This is a genomic window from Cyanobium sp. T1G-Tous, assembly GCF_024345455.1.
Lineage (GTDB): Bacteria > Cyanobacteriota > Cyanobacteriia > PCC-6307 > Cyanobiaceae > Cyanobium_A.
Window position 1 is genome coordinate 23,482 of sequence record NZ_JAGQBD010000004.1, and the last position, 17,950, is coordinate 41,431.

Annotated in this window: 14 protein-coding genes; 11 read left to right on the top strand and 3 right to left on the bottom strand. The window is 63.1% G+C overall.

Annotated features, from left to right (window positions below; translation table 11 throughout):
* The first annotated feature begins 70 nt into the window (after positions 1-70).
* Positions 71-610: a DUF4330 domain-containing protein gene (locus KBY75_RS03925; RefSeq protein WP_254936749.1), complete on the top strand. Its 540-nt coding sequence runs from the start codon at positions 71-73 to the stop codon at positions 608-610.
* Position 611: 1 nt separating this feature from the next.
* Complete coding sequence (gene dacB / locus KBY75_RS03930) at positions 612-1,922, top strand: D-alanyl-D-alanine carboxypeptidase/D-alanyl-D-alanine-endopeptidase (protein ID WP_255023044.1); 1,311 nt, start codon at positions 612-614, stop codon at positions 1,920-1,922.
* Here dacB and KBY75_RS03935 read toward each other — a convergent pair.
* The gene (locus KBY75_RS03935) at positions 1,919-2,791 is read right to left on the bottom strand and encodes a hypothetical protein (RefSeq protein WP_254936750.1); all 873 of its coding nucleotides are present in this window, start codon (positions 2,789-2,791) and stop codon (positions 1,919-1,921) included. The genes dacB and KBY75_RS03935 overlap by 4 nt on opposite strands.
* An 8-nt stretch (positions 2,792-2,799) precedes the next feature.
* Positions 2,800-3,285, bottom strand: coding sequence for a pantetheine-phosphate adenylyltransferase (coaD, locus tag KBY75_RS03940; RefSeq protein WP_255023045.1), 486 nt, complete (start codon positions 3,283-3,285; stop codon positions 2,800-2,802).
* Between the two features lie 65 nt (positions 3,286-3,350).
* On the opposite strand from coaD, the gene KBY75_RS03945 reads away from it, so the two are divergent.
* Genes KBY75_RS03945 through KBY75_RS03975 form a run of 7 tightly spaced genes read left to right on the top strand, consistent with a single transcriptional unit; the run spans position 3,351 to position 9,489 of the window.
* Positions 3,351-3,845, top strand: coding sequence for a flavin reductase family protein (locus KBY75_RS03945; protein WP_255023046.1), 495 nt, complete (start codon positions 3,351-3,353; stop codon positions 3,843-3,845).
* On the top strand, positions 3,842-5,803 hold the full coding sequence (uvrC, locus tag KBY75_RS03950) for an excinuclease ABC subunit UvrC (protein WP_315859048.1): 1,962 nt from the start codon (positions 3,842-3,844) through the stop codon (positions 5,801-5,803). The genes KBY75_RS03945 and uvrC overlap by 4 nt, the downstream gene beginning before the upstream one ends.
* 44 nt (positions 5,804-5,847) lie before the next feature.
* Positions 5,848-6,111, top strand: a complete 264-nt coding sequence (locus KBY75_RS03955; protein ID WP_254936960.1) for a hypothetical protein — start codon at positions 5,848-5,850, stop codon at positions 6,109-6,111.
* A gap of 2 nt (positions 6,112-6,113) precedes the next feature.
* Positions 6,114-7,625, top strand: a complete 1,512-nt coding sequence (locus KBY75_RS03960) for a cryptochrome/photolyase family protein (RefSeq protein ID WP_255023047.1) — start codon at positions 6,114-6,116, stop codon at positions 7,623-7,625.
* Between the two features lie 43 nt (positions 7,626-7,668).
* A complete protein-coding gene (gene hemJ / locus KBY75_RS03965; RefSeq protein ID WP_255023048.1) occupies positions 7,669-8,259 on the top strand; it encodes a protoporphyrinogen oxidase HemJ in 591 nt (196 codons plus the stop codon).
* 7 nt (positions 8,260-8,266) lie between these two features.
* Positions 8,267-8,917, top strand: coding sequence for a PHP domain-containing protein (locus tag KBY75_RS03970; RefSeq protein WP_255023049.1), 651 nt, complete (start codon positions 8,267-8,269; stop codon positions 8,915-8,917).
* A 29-nt stretch (positions 8,918-8,946) separates the two neighbouring features.
* The gene (locus KBY75_RS03975) at positions 8,947-9,489 is read left to right on the top strand and encodes a hypothetical protein (RefSeq protein WP_255023050.1); all 543 of its coding nucleotides are present in this window, start codon (positions 8,947-8,949) and stop codon (positions 9,487-9,489) included.
* A gap of 19 nt (positions 9,490-9,508) precedes the next feature.
* Here KBY75_RS03975 and cobN read toward each other — a convergent pair whose 3' ends face one another.
* Positions 9,509-13,237 carry a cobaltochelatase subunit CobN gene (gene cobN / locus KBY75_RS03980; protein ID WP_255023128.1) on the bottom strand — a complete coding sequence of 1,243 codons (3,729 nt, stop codon included), beginning with the start codon at positions 13,235-13,237 and terminating at the stop codon, positions 9,509-9,511.
* An 85-nt stretch (positions 13,238-13,322) separates the two neighbouring features.
* Here cobN and KBY75_RS03985 point away from each other — a divergent pair, with 85 nt between their 5' ends.
* A complete protein-coding gene (locus tag KBY75_RS03985; protein WP_254936757.1) occupies positions 13,323-14,240 on the top strand; it encodes a branched-chain amino acid transaminase in 918 nt (305 codons plus the stop codon).
* A 5-nt stretch (positions 14,241-14,245) separates the two neighbouring features.
* The gene (gene metH, locus KBY75_RS03990; RefSeq protein WP_255023051.1) at positions 14,246-17,932 is read left to right on the top strand and encodes a methionine synthase; all 3,687 of its coding nucleotides are present in this window, start codon (positions 14,246-14,248) and stop codon (positions 17,930-17,932) included.
* Positions 17,933-17,950: the final 18 nt, after the last annotated feature.

A 17,950-nucleotide genomic window follows, 5' to 3' on the forward strand; every position in this document is an offset into this window, starting at 1 on the left:
CTTGCGCGCCCACTTGCACTGGATCTAACCGGCCAGCCTCCGTACACTTCGCCAAACGCAGACCCTGCCGATGGCTTCCGAGAGCGACCAGAGCCCTGCAGCAAAAGGACGCTCCTGGAGCCTTGTTGACATCGGCGCCGGATTTGCGGTGCTCCTGGCTGCCGCAGGGGTGATCTGGAGCCCCAAGCTGAGCGGAGCGGTGGCTCAGGCCACCGGTGGCCTCACCCCAGTCACCGTGCTGGTGGATGTGCGAGGTGTGCCGGTGGCTGATCCCGGGGCCTTGATTCAGGCCGCCCAGGAGGAGGGCAAGGTTGCAATCGTGATCCGTAACCAGCCCCATGGCTCGGTGGCGCTCAAGCGGGTATTGCCCCTGCAGCGACGCCTGGTGGCGGTCCAACCCAACGGATCGGTGGTGACGGCTGTGGACCCCAACCAGGCAACTCTGGGCAGCCTCGATGCTCGTTTTGTGCTCCAGGGCCAGGGCCGCAAGAGTGCTGGTGGTGTGGTTTTTGGTAACCAAACCCTCAAGATTGGTGCCCCAGTGGAAATTGAGGGGGAGCAGTTCCGCGTTGGTGGCACGGTTAGCGGCCTCCAGGTTGGAGGTGGCTGAGATGGCCCCTCTCAAAACCCCTGCTAAGCGTCAGCTTCTGCTGCGCCTTTCTGGTTTGCATGCCCTTGGGCTCGTATTGGCGGTTGCGCCAGCCACTGCCTTGGCCCAGCAGGTGCCCTTGGCCCAGCAGGTGCCCCTGGCGTCCCTACCGCCCCTGCCCCCACCGGTTGGCCTGCCCCAGCTGCAGGCTCAGCTGAGCTGTCCGGCCCTGCAGCAGCGGCTGCTTGCCACCGTGGCTGGCGAGGCTTCTGTGTGGAGCATCACCATTGCCGATGGGCAGGGCCGCCTGCTGGCCGACCTCAACGGCAACCGGCCCCGCATTCCAGCTTCCAACCAGAAGTTGGTGAGCACGGCCTATGCCCTGGACAGATTGGGCCCTGACTATCGACTTAATACCCAGCTCTGGCGGCTGGGTGATGGCAGCTTCCGACTCACCGGTGAGGGTGACCCCGACCTGGCCCTGCCCCAGCTGCAGCGATTCGCCATGTTGGCGCTGGGATCGGGTGGCAGCAGTGGTGAGACGCCTTCGCTGGTGCGGTTGCAGATCGCCGAGGAGCCACGCCAGGCCTGGTGGCCCCAAGGTTGGCACCCGGACGATCGCTACTACGCCTACGGCGCCCCGATCACCCGGCTAGCTGTCACCAGCAATGCAATTAACGAGGCGGTGATGAATCCGCCTTCGCGGCTGCAGACCCTGCTGCAGAAAACCATGGTTCAGCGGGGGGCCAAGGTGCAGGTGTCGCTGGTCTCGTCCCGCGCCCCCCTGCCCGGTGATGCGGTGCTGCTGCATCAGGAGCCATCGGCGCCGATGCACAACCTGCTGAGCCTGGCCAACACCGAAAGCCACAATTTCACCGCCGAGGTACTGCTGCGACAGGGGGCTGGCACCTGGGATTTGGCCCGAGCTGCCCAGCTTCAGATGCTTTGGCTCACCGAACAGGGCCTGCCGATGCAGGGGGTTCGAGTTGCCGATGGCAGTGGCCTCGACCGCGCCAACAGACTCACCAGCCGCTTCTTGGCTGCGTTGCTTTTGCGCATGGATCAGCACCCCTACGGCCGCGCCTATCTGGCGTCGATGGCGGTTGCGGGCCAGCGGGGCACCTTGCGCAACCTTTATGTGGGCACACCCCTGCAGGGACAGTTCTATGGCAAAACAGGCACGATCAGCGGTGTGCGCTCCATCAGTGGCGTGCTGATGACGGGGGCCGGGCCCCGCTACGTAAGCGCCATTAGCAATGGCGCCAGTTCGCCCAACGTCACTATTGGCAGGGTGCTGCGTCAAGCGCAAAACAGCCAGCTGTGCCCCCCCTAGCCCGCTAACTGCTTGAGAGTGTTTGCGACCCGGCGGCGGCGACCCGGCGTCTCCTCGCCAGCTGGTGCGGTGGCTTCTGGCCCCTGGAGTCGCACCAGCTCGCGGCGGCCTCCTAATACCACCTGGCTCATCTCCTTCAACCTGCCCTCGAGTTCGCCCAGCACCTGCTCGGCGTAGCGGTTGGCACCCTCTTGAATGGCGGCCGACTCCTGGCGGCTGCGGCTCACAAGGGCGTCGCATTGCTGCTGGGTCTGCTGGCGGAACTGCAGGGCGTCGTTGTGCACCCGCTCCGCTTCTGCCTGGCTATCGCGCTGCACCCTCACTCCCTCTTGGCGGATCTGCTCAAGTTCAGCCATCGCCTGTTGACGATTGCGATCGTGCTGTTCGAGCAGCTGGCGATTGCGCTCGGCTGTTTCCTGTTCGAGCTGCTGACGACGGAGCGCAAATTGCTGCTCCATCTGGGCCATGCGGGCTTGGTGCTCCTGTTCAGCCTGGGCAACCTGCTGGCGGGCTTGCAACATCAGCTGCTCGCATTGCTGGCGGGCCTGATCCCGCAGCTCACCCACCTGCCGCTCCGCCTCCTGACGTATGGCGGCAGAGTTGATCAGCTGCTCCCGCTCCCTTTTGCCAGCAGCAATAATTTCGTCGGACTGCTGGCGGGCCTGGCCAATAAATTCCTCACGCTGGCGGATTAGAGCTACGGCCTGCTGCAGCTGGCCTGGCAACGATTCCCGCAGGGCATCCATCACTTCAATGGCGTCCTGCTCATTGACCAGCCTTCCGCCGCTGAACGGAATGCGGCTGCCCTCCAGCACGATCTCCTCCAGCTGATCGAGCTGATCCAGCACGGTGATGGTGGGCTCGGCCATGTACAGCTCTAAACAGATGCCCGATTAAAAAGCCTGCACAGGTCTTCCGCCACTCCGGGGGGCACCATGTGACGCACATCGCCGCCAAAGCGAGCCACCTCCTTCACCACTGAACTGCTCAGGAAGCTGTGGTGCACAGCAGTAGCCAGAAACAGGGTTTCCACCTGGGGGGCCAGGCTTTTGTTGGTGTGGGCGATCTGCAATTCGAATTCAAAGTCGCTCAGGGCCCGCAGGCCCCGCAGAATCACCTGGGCCTGGCAACGACTGGCGAAATCGACGGTGAGGCCATCAAAACTGCCCACTTCAATCCCCGGGAGATGGGCCGTGGCAGTGCCGATCTGCTCCAGTCGCTGCTTGAGGCTGAAGGCCGGCTGCTTGCTGGGGTTCTGCAGCACGGCCACCACCACGCCATCGAACAGGCGTGCTGCCCTCTCGATCAGGTCGAGGTGGCCCAGGGTGAGGGGATCGAAGCTGCCGGGGTAGAGGGCGCGCATCGGGCCAGCCTATGGGTGCCCGGGGCGTTTCTAGGGTGGGTGTAGTTCCCCGAGCCCTTGCCGCCATGGCCCTTAACACCGCCCTCAACGCTGAAGCCAAGAAAACCCTGCTACGCAAAATTCCCCATGGCGTGTTCATCTGCGGCGTAGCTGAGGGGGATGAGGTCAATGGCTTCACCGCCAGCTGGGTGACCCAGGGCTCCTTTGAGCCGCCATTGGTGGTGATGGCTGCGCGGGCCGACAGCACCAGCAACGGCATCATTCAGCGCACCAAGAAATTTTCCCTGAACGTGCTTGCCGCTGACCAGAAGGACCTGGCTGCAGTTTTCTTCAAACCCCAAAAAGGCATGGGCGGTCGCTTCGATGCAGCACCCTTCAGCCTCGGTGAGCTGGGCTTGCCGATTCTCGACAACGCCCTGGGGGCGGTGGAATGTGAGCTGGTGGGTCAGGTGGCCCATGGCGACCACACCGTGTTTGTGGGCGAAGTGAAGACGGCCACCCTGCACCGCGATGGTGCTGCCCTTGAGCTCGGCAGCACCGGCTGGCAATACGGCGGTTGAGCCTGCCCCTGCTGCAGCAACCCGAACGCCTCGAGGTCCGGCTCAAGGAGGTGCCCTCCGAGCCGGGCTGCTATCTGCTGCGCGACGCCAGCGATCGCATCCTTTACATCGGCAAGGCCAAGGTGCTGCGCAATCGGGTGCGCAGTTATTTCCAAAGTGGTAGCGGCCATGGCCACAGCCCGCGCATCTCCCTGATGGTGCGCCAGGTGTGTGAGATCGAATTCATCGTCACCGACAGTGAAGCCGAGGCGCTGGCGCTTGAATCCAACCTTATCAAGCAGAACCAGCCGCATTTCAATGTGCTGCTGAAAGACGACAAGAAATATCCCTATCTCTGCATCACCTGGAGTGAGGCCTACCCACGCATCTTCATCACCCGGCGGCGGCGGTTTCGCTCGCCCCTGGATCGCTTTTACGGGCCCTATGTGGATGTGGGCCTACTGCGCCGCACCCTCACCCTGGTGAAGCGGGTTTTTCCGCTGCGCCAGCGACCCCAGCCGCTCTACAGGGAGCGCACCTGCCTCAACTACGACATCGGCCGCTGCCCAGGCGTGTGCCAGGAAAAGATCAGCTCCGAGGCCTACCACCTCACCCTGCGCCAGGTGGCGATGGTGTTTCAAGGGCGCAACGAGGAGCTGCTTGAGCTGCTGAATGAACAGATGGGTAAATACGCCGAGCGGCTTGACTTCGAGAGCGCCGCGCGGGTGCGCGACCAGCTGCAGGGCATCGACACCCTCACCGCTGACCAGAAAATGAGCCTCGGCGACAGCTCGGTGAGCCGTGATGTGGTGGCATTAGCCGCGGATGAGCGGGTGGCGGCGGTGCAGCTGTTCCAGATGCGGGCCGGCAAGCTGGTGGGGCGGCTTGGCTTCACCGCTGATGCCGTAGGCGCCGATGGCCAGCCTTTGGAGCCCGGCCGCATCCTGCAGCGGGTGGTGGAGGAGCACTACAGCCAGGTGGAGCCGGTGGAGATTCCCCCCGAGCTGCTGCTGCAGCACGCCTTACCCCAGCAGCCCCTGATTGAGGAGTGGCTGGCGGAGCGCCGCGGCCGCAAGGTGAAACTTGCCGTGCCCCAACGGCAGCAGAAAGCCGATCTGATCGAGCTGCTGGAGCGCAATGCCAGCTACGAGCTGCAGCGGGCCCAGCGTGGCGCCGAGCAGCAACTGCTGGCCACTGAAGACCTGGCCCAGCTGCTGGAGCTGCCAACCCCCCCCCGTCGCGTCGAGGGCTACGACATCAGCCACATCCAGGGCAGCGACGCCGTTGCCTCCCAGGTGGTGTTTATCGATGGTCTGCCGGCCAAGCAGCACTACCGCAAATACAAGATCCAAAGCAGCTCGATCCGCTCCGGCCACTCCGACGACTTCATGGCCATGGCCGAGATCATGCGCCGCCGCTTCCGCCGCTGGGCCCAGGCCAAGGCCGAGGGTGCCGACTTGGGCGAGCTCAGGCGGGCCGCCAACACCACGCTCCACACCGCTGGCCTCAATGATTGGCCCGATTTGGTGATGATCGACGGTGGTAAGGGTCAGCTCTCGGCGGTGATGGAGGCCCTGCGGGAGCTGAATTTGCACGAAGAGCTGGTGGTGTGTTCCCTGGCCAAGCAGCGGGAGGAGGTATTTATGCCAGGGGCCAAGCAGCCCCTGGAGAGCGAGCCCGACCAGCTGGGTGTGCAGCTCCTGCGCCGCCTGCGCGATGAGGCCCACCGTTTCGCTGTGAGCTTCCATCGCCAGCAGCGGGGCGAGAGGATGAAGCGCTCGCGTCTCTCCGATATCCCCGGCCTGGGACCGAAACGGGTCAAGGAGTTATTGGCCCACTTCCGCTCGATTGATGCCATCCAGTTGGCCAGTCCTGAGCAGATCGCCGCTGCCCCGGGAGTGGGACCGGCCCTGGCCCGCCAGGTGTGGGATTACTTTCATCCCAGTGACGAGCCCGCCGGCGAGGAGTTGGCCAGTTGAGGCGTCTGGCTTCCCTGCTGCTACTGCCCTTGGCCCTGGGGCTGATGCTGTTTTTTTCACCTGCCCTAACGCCGCCGGCCCTCGGCGCCCCCGGCATCTGCGTTGGGCCCGTCTGTGGTGATGAGATCCACCGCAGCGCTAAGCATCACTGGCAGCTGCGGCTGCGGGTAAACGACCAGCAGGGTCAGCATGAGCGTCTGGTGGTGGATTGCCGCAATGGGGTGCTCAGCCCCCTGGCTGGTCCGGTGGAGCGGGGCTATGCCGCGGCCGTAGCCCGCCGTGCCTGCCGGCTGGCTGGGGAGGCCTGAGTGTGATTGGCATCTGGGTGCTGGGCGACCAGCTGGACCCCCTCCAGGCAGCTTTGGCAGCCCACACCCCCGCAACCGCCCGGGTGCTGCTGATTGAGAGCAGCTCGGTGCTGCAGCAACGCCGCTATCACCGCCAGAAGCTGGTGCTGGTGTGGAGTGCCATGCGCCACTTCGCGGCCGAGTTGCGCCAGCGGGGGTGGACGGTAGACCTGCTTGAGTCCCCGACCTTTGCTGAGGCGCTGAAGGATTGGCTGGCTGAGCACGAGATCAGCGAGCTGCACCTGATGGAGCCAGCCGAGCGCCCCTTTCGTGAAGCGATTGAACAGCTGCCCCTGCCTGCGCCCCTGGTGTGGCACCTCTCCAATGCCTTTCTCTGGAGCCGGGATGATTTCGGCGCCTGGGCTGCTCCCTACAAGCAGCTGCGCATGGAATTGTTCTACCGGGAGGGCCGCAAGCGTTTTGGCGTGCTGATGAGCGATGACGGCCAGCCGCTTGGTGGCCAGTGGAACTACGACCAGGAGAATCGCAAGGCACCGCCCAAGGGACTGGTGGGGCCAGAGCCCTTGGTCTTTGAGCCCGATGCAATCACCCTGGCCGTGATTGCCAAGGTGGACGAGCTGGCTCAGGAGCTTGAGGCCGCTGCTGAACCTGGCTTACCAGGGATTAGTGCGCCGTTCGGCTGGGCAGTTACCCGCAGCCAGGCGCTGGCGGTGCTGGAACATTTCATCGATACGCGGCTCGATGGCTTTGGCCCCTTCCAGGACGCCATGGTCAGCGGCCAGCCCACCCTGTGGCACGCCCTGCTCTCCCCTTATCTCAACATTGGCCTGTTGCAACCGCTTGAGGTGATCCGCCGGCTCGAGCAGGCGGGCCTGGAAAGGGGTACGCCCCTGGCCTGCCTGGAAGGGGTGATTCGTCAGATCCTGGGCTGGCGCGAATACACCCACGGCCTCTACTGGTGGTTTGGCGCCGACTATCCCGCCCGAAATCACTTCGGCGCTAATCGTCCGTTGCCCGGGTGGCTGGAGCAGCTGGGCGGCAGTGGCATGGCCTGCATGGACACGGTGCTGGCCGAGCTCGAGGTAAGCGGCTACGCCCACCACATCCAGCGCTTGATGGTGCTAGCCAACTACGGCTTGATCGCCGGCCTCGATCCCCAGGCCTTCACCGCCTGGTTTCACCGCATGTTTGTTGACGGCTACGACTGGCTGATGCAAACCAACGTGCTCGGCATGGGGCTGTTTGCCGATGGCGGCATGCTGGCCAGCAAGCCTTACGCCGCCAGCGGTAATTACATCAATCGGATGAGCAGCTACTGCAAGGGCTGCCGCTACAACCCGAAGCAGCGCACTGGAGCGGATGCCTGTCCCTTCAACTCGCTCTATTGGGATTTCCTGGCTCGGAACCAAGAGGGTCTGCGCCGCAATCACCGCATGGGGCTGGTGATGAAGCAGCTAGAGAAGATCCCCGCCGCCGAGCTGGCGGCGATCCGGGCCACCGCTTCAGCCCACTGACCGCTTCAGCCCTAGCTTGTGAGCCCCTGCTTGAATTGCCGCCATGCCTTTATTGACCCTGAGCTGGCCCGCCGAGGCCTACCTCTGGTTCAAGACTCTCCACATCGTGGGGGTGGTGGTGTGGTTTGCCGGGCTTTTCTATCTAGTGCGGCTGTTCATTTATCACCGCGAGGCTGAGGAGCTGGAGGAGTCCCTGCGGCCGGCTTTCCAGGCCCAGTACGGCTTGATGGAGCGCCGTCTGGCCAACATCATCACCACCCCCGGCATGGTGGTCGCAGTGGTGTGTGCGGCTGGCTTGCTGAGCGTGAATCCCGCCTGGCTGCAGCAGGGCTGGATGCACGCCAAGTTGGCCTTCGTGGCTGCCCTGCTGGCCTACCACGCCTTTTGCTATCGGTTGATGGGCCAGCTCAACAGGGGAGTCTGCAGCTGGAGCCCTAAGCAATTGCGGGCTCTAAACGAGCTTCCCACCCTGCTGCTGGTGATCGTGGTGATGCTGGTGGTGTTCAAAAACCAATTCCCCACTGGTGCTGCCACCTGGTTCATCGTGGCCTTGGTGGTGTTCATGGCCGCTTCGATTCAGTTCTATGCCCGCTGGCGGCGGCTGCGGGCGGAGCGGTTATCCCCGAGTGCCTGATCTCCCGGTGCCTGATCACCCCTTGCGGAAGGTGCTCCGTCAGCTGACGCCGGCCTGCTGCCCTAGCCGGGTCAATTTCCACTGCCACACCATCTGCAGCGACGGCAGCCTGAGCCCCCTTGAGCTGGCCCAGCAGGCCCTAGACCTCGGCCTAGAGCACCTGGCCATCACCGATCACCACAGCCTGGCCGCCCACGGGCCTGCCATGGAGGTGTTTGAGGCGGCGGCTAGCGAGGGTCGTGCCGTGCCCAGCTTCTGGCGAGGGGTGGAAATCAGCTGCTTGCTCGAGGGTTGTTTGGTGCATGTGCTGGTTCTTGGTTTTGATGCCGATCACCCCAGCCTTGAGCCTTACCTGCAGGGGCGGGCGCTGGTGGGGCCAGCGCTCCTAGCAGAGGCGGTGCTGGAAGCGGGGCACCAAGCGGGGGGCCTGCTGCTGCTTGCCCATCCCGCCCGCTATCGCCTGCCATTCCAGCGGTTGATCGCCGCAGCCGATCGTCTCGGTTTTGATGGCGCCGAGGCGTGGTACGACTACCAGATGCAGCTGCGCTGGACACCAACGCCTCTGGTGTGCGATGCGATTGCCGCTGAGTTGCAGCAACGTGGTCTTCTGATGAGTTGCGGTACCGATACCCATGGACTAGCCCTTCTCGGCCGCTAGGGTTTGCTGACGCTTACCCCTGGCAGACGATGGGTTTGTTTGATCGCCTGTTCGCTACCCGCACCGGCAACGCCACCGCCCCGAAGACCCCCCAGCCCAAGAAGGAGGTCGAATCCTTCTTCCTCGACGCTGACGCTTCCAGCAGCATGGGCAACGTTGATTTCATGCGGCGCTCCAACACCATTCGCCGCACTTTCCCGGGCACGGCTGACAGCCCCGGCAATAAGGAGATGGTGGCTGAGGTGGCTTCGATGGAGTCGCGGCTGGAGCGGGTCTCGGAAGGCTTGGGTGGCCAGAGCAGCCAGCCTGAACAAGCAATTGATCTCACCGGCGGTATCCCAAAACCTGTCAAGAAGACCTTCGCCCAAACCATGTCCCAGGCGGAGCTTGATCAGCGCAAGAAGGGTTCTGCCATGGGCGTGAATGTGCCTGGTGGTACTGCAGCGATCAAGCAGGAGCAGGCTCAAGCTGGCGCCATTGGCCAGAGCCAGCCCCAGATCAGCCAGCAGGCCAGCGGCAAAGCTGGCGCCATTGATCCCTTCAAGCAGATGGTCAGAGATCTCAATAGCTAAACAACCTGGCTGGGTTTCCTTAGCGCTGCTCAATTAGACTTTCGCTGTCAAGTACCAGCTGGCGCAACTGCTCCAGCTGGTTTTTTTGTGCCCCTTCCCATAGACCCCTGTTGTGGGCTTCCAGTAGCCGTTCAGCCATGTCGCGCAGGGCCCAGGGATTGCTCTGCACCAGGAAATCACGCACTGTCTGATCCCCGAGCCACTGGTCGCAGATGGCGCCGTAGCCCCAGTCAGGGACTCGGCCGGTACTGGCGTCGTAGGCAAACAAATAATCGAGGCTGGCAGCCATTTCGAAGCCGCCTTTGTAGCCGTGGCCTTTCATCGCTTCGATCCAGCGGGGGTTGAGTACGCGGCTGCGCAGCACCTTGTCAAATTCCCGCTCCAGCCGGTGCAGCCGAGGCCGGGCAGCTCGGGAATGGTCGCCAAACCAAAGCGCTGGGCGCTGCCCTGAGACCCGCTCCACAGCCGCACTCAAGCCTCCCTGAAACTGGTAGTAGTCGTCGGAGTCGAGCAGGTCGTGCTCCCGGTTGTCCTGGTTGTGCAACACCACCTGAACCGCCTTCAGCCTCTGCTCCAGGCCGCTCCGGTCGGCCTGGGCTTCGATTTCAGCCTGCCCAGAAGCCCCGGCCTGGCTGTCGTAACGCCAGCTGCTCCAGTTCAAAAAAGCCTCGCCCAGGTCAGCCCGCTCCTCCCAGTGGCCGCTGTCGATCAGGCCCTGCAGTCCTGCTCCGTAGGCGCCTGGCGCTGAGCCGTAGACGCGGGCGCTGTGGCCTTCGCGGCGATAGGCGGCGGCGAGGGGGTTGTCTTCTTCTGGCTCGGTTAGAGCGGCTACCAGTTCAGTGGCCCGGTTAACCCACCCCACCAGTTGGGGGAAAGCGTCGCGGAACAGTCCTGAGATGCGCAGGGTCACGTCCACCCGGGGACGGCCCAGCAGGCTGAGGGGAATCACCTCCAGATCCACCATGCGGCGGGTGGGTCCATCCCAAACCGGTCGTACGCCAAGAAGGGCTAGGGCTTGAGCGATGTCTTCGCCGCCATTGCGCATCGTTGCCGTGCCCCAAACCGAGAGGGCCAAACTGGCCAGGTGCTCCCCCTGCTCCTGTAGGTGCAGTTCCAGCAGCAGTTCGGCGCTGCGTCGGCCCAGGTCCCAGGCCGCTTCAGTGGGTAGCCCGCGCAGGTCGACGCTGTAAAAATTGCGCCCCGTTGGCAGCAGGTCTGGTCGGCCGCGGGTGGGGGCGCCGGAGGGTCCTGCGGCAATGCGCTCGCCCTCCAGGCCGCGCAGGAAGGCTTCCCGCTCGGCACGGCCGCAGGCCAGTAGTGGGGGCATCAGGGCCTGGCGCAGGTGCATCAGCGCCTGCTGCAGCCTGGGTCCAGGCAATGGCGAAGGCTTGGCTTGGCTTGGTTGCTCACCGGCCAGCTCCTGCTCCACCAGGGTCAGAGCTTGCGCCTCCAACAGCGCTACCCCATCTCCCACCAGGCGCGGCAGCTCTCCGCCAAAGGCGGCCTGGAGCCGTTGCTGGTCAGCCTGGGCCAGGGGCTTGCCGTCTTCATCGCCCCAGGGGTCGAAGCTGAGTTGGAGGTCTTGTGCCAGGGCCTGGGTGAGGCCGGGTTGCGCTGCCAACGGACAGCGGGCCAAGCAGAGCAGCAGCTCCGCCAGGCGACCGGGCTCCGGCAAGGTGCCGAAGGTGTGAAGCCCTAGGCGGATCTGGGCCTCCTTGAGCTCGCAGAGGTAGCCATCGGCAGCATCGAGCCGGCTATCAAGCTCCGCGCCGCCGCCGAGGGGTAGCTCCAGATTCTCGAGCTGCTCGGCCAGGGTCTGGCGCAGGGGGCCGGCCCGTTCACTGCCGAGCTGACATGCCTCCCAATACTCATCCAGCAAAACCTCAAGTCGTTGCAGCGCCCCATGCAGGCCCGCCCGTCCGAGGGGCGGTGTCAGGTGATCGAGGATTACTGCCTGGCTGCGTCGCTTGGCCTGGGAGCCCTCGCCTGGATCGTTGACGATGAAGGGATAAAGGTGAGGCAGCGGCCCTAGGGCCCACTCCGGAAAACAGCTGGCGGACAGCCCCAATCCCTTGCCAGGCAACCATTCCAAATTGCCGTGCTTGCCCACATGCACCACCGCATCGGCGCCGAAGTCCTGGCGCAGCCAGAGGTATTGGGCCAGGTAGGCATGGGTTGGGGGCAGATCAGGACTGTGGTAACTGAGGGCCGGATCCCTGTCGTAACCGCGGTCAGGCTGGATCAACACGCTCACATGCCCCAGCTGCAAGCCCCGGATCGGGAAGCCGGCTGCAGCTCCGGCGGCGCTAACCAGAGCGACATCGAGTTCAGGCGGCCCCCACACCGCCTCGAGCCTTTGGCGGCCCTCGCTGGGAAGGCAGCCATACCAGGCCTGGTATGTAGCAAGGGGCAGCAGGGTCAGGGCGGGTCGGTGCTCGCTTTCCGGATCGTTGCTGCGTCCAGCCAGCAGCATCTGGATCAGGGCCTCGCCATCGACAGGCACTCGACCCTCCAGCTTGTAGCCAGCCCCGGCCAGCCACTGCAACATCAAGGCCGTTGAGGCCGGCGTATCGAGTCCAACACCATTGGCGAGGCGGCTGTTGCGGGTTGGGTAATTGGCCAGCACAAGCGCAACTCGGCGTTCGGCGGCTGGGGTTTGGCGCAGGCGGATCCAGTTGGCACAGAGCTGGGCGATCCAGGCCAGCCGCTCCGGATCCGGTTGGTAGCGCTGCAGGGCCGAGGCAAGACTCTCGCTGGCACCCACGGTCTCCTTAAAGGCGCCAATGCGAGTAGTGAGCCGCCCGTCCAACTCTGGCAAGGCCACCTGGAGGGTGAGGTCGGTTGGGCCCAAGCCGATGCTGCTGGTCTGCCAGCGGCTGCGGGGCTGGCTACTGCAAAGCAGCTGCAGCACCGGCACACCGAGCTGCTCCCATAGCGGCGCCCCTAGGCCGGCTTCCTCAAACTGCACAGAGGCAAAGGAGGTGCTGCACAACACGGCCTGAACTCCTTCCCGCTGCAGCAGGTCGGCCACACCCCGCTGCACCGCCCGATCCCGTAGGCCGCTTACCCACAGCGCCCGCGGGCATAGTCCCGCCTGGCGCAGGGCTAGCAGGGTGGCGTCCATCAGGGCCAGGTCACCGGCCTGCAGCAGGGCCCTGTAGGCGATCACGCCTACGCGAGGGCCTTGATCCTGCTGCCAGTCATGGGGTAGTGGATCGGCGAGGGGCTCGGCTCGTGGCGGCGCTGGGGACCGACCTTCAAGCAGACCCTGCAATACCTGCAGCACCTGGCGCAGGTTGGCCGGTCCCCCCTGCCGCAGGCAGCGGGCCAGGCCGATTGCTAATTCAGGGGCGACAGTGCCCAGCTCCGCCAGCACCTGCTCCTCATCAGCTGTGCCAGCCAGCACAAGCAATTGCCGCTCAGGGGCTGAGCCTGCCCAGCTCTGGAGCTGCTCTAAGCCGTAACTCCAGTGGCCCCTGCTCCCCAGTAATCGCACAACCACAAGCCGGGCGTGGCGCACCGTGGAATTGAGGTAGTGGTCGATCTGGGCCGGGTGAGCCAGGGCAGCCAGGTTTAGGCCGCGCAGCTCCGCTGTCAGCAGCTGAGGTTCCCGCTCAAGCAATTGGTCAATCGCCAGCAGGTCGGTGTCGGCACTACTGAGCAGCAGTACAGGCGCGGCAGGCTGCTCCACCAGAGCGCCGATATCGGCTGCTGCTCCTCCCCCAGGTACCGATGCCAAGCGATGCATCGCCCCATCCTGCTTGCTGCGGTGAGAAGATCGGTTCAACTCGGCCCAAGGCCGCCGCGCCAGCACAGCCCGCTTCGCCCTCACCATGCACCAGTTCCTGCCCTACGCCTGGTTCGGTGGCCGATGCGTGCCCTTTGCCGAAGCCACCCTGTCGGTGGCCACCCACGCCCTCCACTACGGCACTGGAGCCTTTGGCGGCATGCGGGCCCTGCCCAATCCCAGCGACCCGGCTGAGATTCTGCTTTTCCGCGCCGATCGCCACACCCGCCGCCTCAGCCAGAGTGCCAGGTTGCTGCTCACTGAGCTAGCCGAAGAAACCATTCACGACGCGATCGTGACCTTCTTGCGGGCAAATAAACCAACCTGCCCGGTTTATTTGCGCCCGTTTGTGTACACCAGTGATTTGGGTATCGCACCCCGGCTGCACAACATTGAGACCGACTTCCTCATCTACGGACTGGAGCTGGGCGACTACCTCTCCCCGGAGGGTGTGAGCTGCCGCATCTCCTCTTGGACCCGCCAGGAAGACCGCTCCCTGCCCCTGCGCGGCAAGATCAGTGGCGCTTACATCACCAGCTCCCTGGCCAAGACAGAAGCTGTAAAAAGCGGTTTTGATGAGGCCCTGCTGCTCAATAGTCGCGGCAAGGTGAGTGAAGCCAGCGGCATGAATCTTTTTATTGTTCGAGATGGCGTACTTATCACCCCCGGGGTTGATCAGGACATCCTTGAAGGCATCACCCGGGCCAGCGTGCTGGAACTGGCCCAGGCCATGGGCATCCCCACCCTGGAGCGTCCTGTCGATAAGAGCGAGCTGTTTGTGGCCGATGAAGTGTTCCTCAGTGGCACCGCCGCTAAGGTCACTCCGGTGCGCCGGGTGGAGACCACCGACATGCCTGGCCAGCGGCCGGTAATGACCGCGATTCGCGAGCGCCTAACGGCAATCACGGAAGGCCGCGATTCCGCCTATGACCACTGGGTAACCCGGATTCGCGTAGACGGTTGATCAACATGACTGCGGCAGTAGCACCCCAGCCGGTTCAGCGAATCGGCTTTCTTGAGCGCCTGCATGGGCCTGAGCGGCCGGTGCTGGTGTTCGACGGTGCCACAGGCACCTCGCTGCAGCAGATGGATCTGGGCCCCGATGATTTCGGCGGCGCTGCCCTTGAGGGCTGCAATGAAAATCTGGTTTTCACCCGTCCCGATGCGGTGCAGGCAGTGCATCGCCAGTTTTTGGAGGCGGGCTGCGATGTGATCGAAACCGACACCTTCGGGGCCACCTCGCTGGTGCTGGCTGAATACGACATCGCCGACCAGACCTTTGCCCTCAACAAGAGGGCCGCAGAGCTGGCCCGCGAAGTGGCCGCTGCCTACTCCACCCCAGAGAAGCCGCGCTTCGTGGCTGGCTCCATGGGGCCGACCACGAAACTGCCGACCCTGGGCCACATCGACTTCGACACGATGAAGGCATCTTTTGCTGAGCAGGCCGAAGGGCTGCTGGCAGGAGATGTGGATCTATTTATTGTCGAGACCTGCCAGGACGTGCTGCAGATCAAGGCGGCCCTGCAGGGCATTGAGGACGCCTTCGCCAAGACCGGCCAGCGACGGCCGTTGATGGTGAGCGTGACGATGGAGACCACCGGCACAATGTTGGTCGGCTCCGATATAGCTGCGGTGGTGGCAATCCTGGAGCCATTCCCGATTGATGTGTTGGGGCTCAACTGCGCCACGGGACCGGAGCAGATGAAGGAGCACATCCGCTATCTGAGCGAGCACAGTCCGTTTGTGGTGAGCTGTATCCCCAATGCCGGCCTGCCAGAGAACATCGGCGGTGTAGCCCACTACCGCTTGACACCGCTCGAAATGAAGATGCAGTTGCTGCACTTCGTTGAAGATCTAGGTGTGCAGGTGATCGGTGGCTGCTGCGGCACCACCCCTGCCCACATCGCCGCATTGACCGAGTTGGCAGCCGAGCTGCATCCAGCTGCTCGACCTGTCCGCACCCCCCAGACCCAGCACGCACGCCCCCTGCTGCAGGGTGAGCCTGCCGCGGCCTCGATCTACAGCACCACGCCCTATTACCAGGACAATTCCTTCCTGATCATTGGTGAGCGGCTTAACGCCAGCGGCAGCAAGAAAGTGCGCGAGCTGCTAGCTGAGGAGGATTGGGATGGCTTAGTGGGAGTGGCGCGGGGTCAGGTGAAGGAGAACGCCCACGTGCTCGACGTCAACGTCGATTACGTCGGTCGCGATGGTGAACGGGACATGCATGAGCTGGTGAGCCGTCTTGTCACCAACGTCAACCTGCCGTTGATGCTTGACTCCACTGAGTGGCAGAAGATGGAGGCCGGGCTCAAGGTGTCCGGTGGTAAATGCATCCTCAATTCCACCAACTATGAAGATGGTGATGAGCGTTTCTTCAAGGTGCTGGAGCTGGCCAAGGCCTATGGCGCCGGGGTGGTCGTGGGCACCATCGATGAAGAGGGAATGGCACGCACAGCGGAGCGCAAATTTGCCATCGCCCAGCGCGCCTACCGAGACGCGGTTGAGTTTGGAATTCCTGCTCATGAGATTTTCTACGACCCCCTAGCCCTACCGATATCCACGGGCATTGAGGAAGATCGGCTTAATGGTGCGGCCACGATTGAGGCAATTCGCCGCATTCGCACCGACTTACCAGGGGTGCATGTGGTGCTGGGCGTCAGCAACGTGAGTTTTGGACTGTCGCCGGCGGCCCGGATTGTGCTCAATTCGGTATTTCTGCACGACTGCTGCGAAGCCGGCATGGATGCGGCGATCATTAGTCCTGCCAAAATTCTGCCCCTAGCAAAGATCAGTCCAGAGCATCAGCAGGTGTGCCGCGATCTGATCTACGACCGGCGTCGCTTTGAGACCAATGAGCCGGGTTCTATTTGCAGCTACGACCCTCTGACCGTTCTCACCACCTTGTTTGAAGGGGTGAGCGCCAAGGAGGCTAGGGCCTCAGGCCCTTCTCTTGCCGACCTAAAGGTGGAGGAGCGTCTCAAGCAGCACATCATTGATGGTGAGCGAATCGGGCTTGATGCCTCCCTAAACGAAGCGCTTGCTACTTACCCGCCACTGCAGATCATCAATACCTTTTTGCTCGACGGTATGAAGGTGGTGGGCGAACTCTTCGGCTCCGGCCAGATGCAATTGCCCTTCGTACTCCAGAGCGCTGAAACCATGAAGGCTGCGGTAGCCCATCTAGAGCCCCACATGGAAACGGCCGAGGGAGAAAGCTCGGCAAAGGGTAAATTCCTGATCGCCACTGTTAAAGGTGATGTGCATGATATCGGCAAAAATCTTGTAGATATTATTCTCACCAATAACGGCTATGAGGTTGTCAATCTAGGCATCAAGCAGAGCTGCGAGGCTATTATCGATGCCCAGCATCAGCATCAGGCCGACTGCATCGCCATGAGTGGCCTGCTGGTGAAGTCGACTGCCTTCATGAAAGATAATCTGGAAGCCTTTAATCAGGCTGGTATTGCTGTGCCGGTAATACTTGGCGGAGCAGCCCTTACGCCTAGGTTTGTTAATGGTGATTGCCGGGCCGCCTATCAAGGTCAGGTTATCTACGGTCGCGACGCATTTGCCGACCTGCGTTTCATGGACGCCCTGATGGAAGCAAAAGCAGCCGGTGCCTGGGACGACCTTCAGGGTTTCCTTGGACCGATTCCGGAGGGGCTTGGCATCGCTTCCCCTGAGCCCCCCGCAGAAGAGTCTGCCAAGGCGGATGGTGCAATTGCAGCCGTAGCTATTTCCACTACAGAAGCCACTACAGAAACCACTTCAAAAGCTACTGTCAGCGCCGAACCAAATGATCAGCGCTCTACGGCTGTGGCCGAAGAGAGCGCCCTTGAGCCACCTTTTTGGGGTAGCCAGGTTTTGACTGAGCATGAGATCGACCTGCAGGAAGTATTTGCCTACCTAGATCGCAACGCCCTGTTTGCGGGCCAGTGGCAGCTGCGTAAGACCCAGCAGCAGAGCCGCGAAGACTACGAAGCAATGCTGGCCGAGAAGGCGGAGCCTGTTCTGCAGCAATGGATGGGGCGCTGTCTAGAGGAGCGCCTGCTTTCACCCAGGGTGGCCTACGGCTATTTCCCCTGCGGCCGTAGTGGCAACGCTGTGGTCTTGTTTGATCCTGCTAAGCGCCAGCAACAACTAGGACGCTTTGAACTGCCCCGCCAGCGCTCAGGCAACCGCTATTGCATCGCTGATTTCTACCGCGATCTCGCTATCTCAGCCGATGGCTCGTCGCTGCCAACCGATGTGTTGCCGATGCAAGCCGTAACCATGGGCGAAGGCGCCACCAGCTTTGCCCAGCAGCTTTTCAAAGCCGATCAATACACCGATTACCTCTATTTCCATGGACTCGGAGTCCAGATGGCTGAGGCTTTGGCCGAATGGGTGCATGCGCGCATCAGGCGTGAGCTTGGCTTTGCTGACCCCGCCGCGATGCCGCTGCGCGACGTGCTGGCCCAGCGCTATCGCGGTAGCCGCTATTCATTTGGTTATCCCGCCTGCCCAAACGTGGCCGACTCCCGTCAGCAGCTCGCCTGGCTCGGTGCTGAGCGGATTGGTCTGTCGATGGATGAGAGCGACCAACTCGAACCAGAGCAGAGCACCACTGCCCTGGTGGCCCTACACAGCCAAGCCCGTTACTTCTCCGCCTGACCAGGGGGGCGGCGGCTT

Bases quoted from the DNA above. Each gene is read 5' to 3' on its own strand.
- cobN (WP_255023128.1), bottom strand. From the start codon at position 13,237: ATGCATCGCTTGGCATCGGTACCTGGGGGAGGAGCAGCAGCCGATATC.
- metH (WP_255023051.1), top strand. From the start codon at position 14,246: ATGACTGCGGCAGTAGCACCCCAGCCGGTTCAGCGAATCGGCTTTCTT.
- KBY75_RS03935 (WP_254936750.1), bottom strand. From the start codon at position 2,791: ATGGCCGAGCCCACCATCACCGTGCTGGATCAGCTCGATCAGCTGGAG.
- KBY75_RS03955 (WP_254936960.1), top strand. From the start codon at position 5,848: ATGCTGTTTTTTTCACCTGCCCTAACGCCGCCGGCCCTCGGCGCCCCC.
- hemJ (WP_255023048.1), top strand. From the start codon at position 7,669: ATGCCTTTATTGACCCTGAGCTGGCCCGCCGAGGCCTACCTCTGGTTC.
- coaD (WP_255023045.1), bottom strand. From the start codon at position 3,285: ATGCGCGCCCTCTACCCCGGCAGCTTCGATCCCCTCACCCTGGGCCAC.
- KBY75_RS03925 (WP_254936749.1), top strand. From the start codon at position 71: ATGGCTTCCGAGAGCGACCAGAGCCCTGCAGCAAAAGGACGCTCCTGG.
- KBY75_RS03975 (WP_255023050.1), top strand. From the start codon at position 8,947: ATGGGTTTGTTTGATCGCCTGTTCGCTACCCGCACCGGCAACGCCACC.
- dacB (WP_255023044.1), top strand. From the start codon at position 612: ATGGCCCCTCTCAAAACCCCTGCTAAGCGTCAGCTTCTGCTGCGCCTT.
- KBY75_RS03985 (WP_254936757.1), top strand. From the start codon at position 13,323: ATGCACCAGTTCCTGCCCTACGCCTGGTTCGGTGGCCGATGCGTGCCC.
- KBY75_RS03945 (WP_255023046.1), top strand. From the start codon at position 3,351: ATGGCCCTTAACACCGCCCTCAACGCTGAAGCCAAGAAAACCCTGCTA.